We start from the raw sequence: 1324 nt of genomic DNA on the forward strand, positions 1-1324 counted from the left end.
CTGAACCGCACCGAGTTTTGTGGAGGCTCCAACTCTTGAGAGAATGGAGCCATGAACAAGAAGCCAAGCAAGTTTTCCCCGGAAGTCCGAGAGCGCGCAGTGCGCCTCGTACGCGAGCAGCGTAGCGAGCACCCGTCGATGTGGGCGGCAGTCGAATCGATTGCGCCGATGATCGGCTGCACGCCGCAGACGTTGTTGGATTGGGTTAAGCGCGACGAGGTCGACCGTGGAGAGCGCGATGGCGTGAGTACGGCCGAGCGTGAACGCATCAAGGCCTTGGAGCGCGAGGTCAAGGAACTGCGCCGGACCAATGAGATTCTCAAACTGGCGAGCGCGTTTTTCGCCCAGGCGGAGCTCGACCGCCGTTTCAAGTCCTGAAGGCCTTCATTGATCAGCATCGCGACACCTTCGGGGTCGAGCCGATCTGCAAGGTCTTGCGGATTGCCCCGTCGGGCTACCGACGCCATGCAGCACAACTTCGCGATCCGTCGAAGCGCTGCGCCCGCGCGAAACGCGATGAGCTTTTGCAACCGGAGATCAAGCGTGTCTGGCAGGCCAACATGCAGGTCTACGGCGTGCCGAAGGTCTGGAAGCAGATGAACCGGGAAGGCATTGCAGTGGCACGCTGCACGGTCGGACGGTTGATGAAACTGCAGGGCTTGCGTGGCGCAGTTCGCGGTAAGCGTGTTCGCACGACGATTCCCGAGGTGACCGCGCCGCGCCCGCTGGACCGAGTCAACCGGCAGTTCAAGGCTGACCGACCGAATCAGCTCTGGGTGTCGGATTTTACGTATGTCTCGACATGGCAAGGCTGGCTGTACGTGGCATTCGTGATCGACGTGTTTGCCCGCCGTATTGTTGGCTGGCGCGTCAGCTCGTCGATGACCACGGACTTCGTTCTGGATGCACTTGAACAAGCGCTGTACGCCCGCCAACCGGGTGAGGACGGGACTTTGATTCATCATTCCGACAGAGGGTCTCAATACGTCAGCATCCGCTACAGCGAACGGCTGGCTGAGGCCGGCATCGAGCCGTCGGTCGGCAGCCGGGGCGACAGCTACGACAATGCGCTGGCCGAGACGATCAACGGCCTGTACAAGACGGAACTGATTCATCGGCGCGCCCCTTGGAAAACGAGGGAATCCGTCGAACTGGCAACGCTGGAATGGGTCGCCTGGTACAACCGTCATCGGCTGATGGAACCGCTCGGCTATATCCCGCCTGCTGAAGCTGAGGCAAACTACTACAGGCAACTCAGAAATGCCGCTGACGTGTCCGCATTAACTTAAACCAACCAGCCTCCACGATTCCCGGTGCGGTTCAG

At 60.4% G+C, this 1324-nt stretch carries 1 protein-coding gene and 1 other annotated feature; the gene reads left to right on the forward strand.

Annotated features, from left to right (window positions below):
* The first annotated feature begins 51 nt into the window (after positions 1–51).
* Positions 52–1289 (forward strand): IS3 family transposase gene (locus BDO18943_RS42430; RefSeq protein ID WP_106919311.1). Its coding sequence is split into 2 segments (ribosomal slippage): positions 52–343 and positions 343–1289, totalling 1239 coding nucleotides; the frame shifts between segments, so codons are not numbered across the junction.
* Positions 333–449: a sequence feature (AL1L pseudoknot), on the forward strand. Its footprint overlaps the gene before it by 117 nt.
* Positions 1290–1324: the final 35 nt, after the last annotated feature.

Origin of the sequence: Burkholderia aenigmatica (genome assembly GCF_902499175.1) — a bacterium.
Classification (GTDB): Bacteria; Pseudomonadota; Gammaproteobacteria; order Burkholderiales; family Burkholderiaceae; genus Burkholderia; species Burkholderia aenigmatica.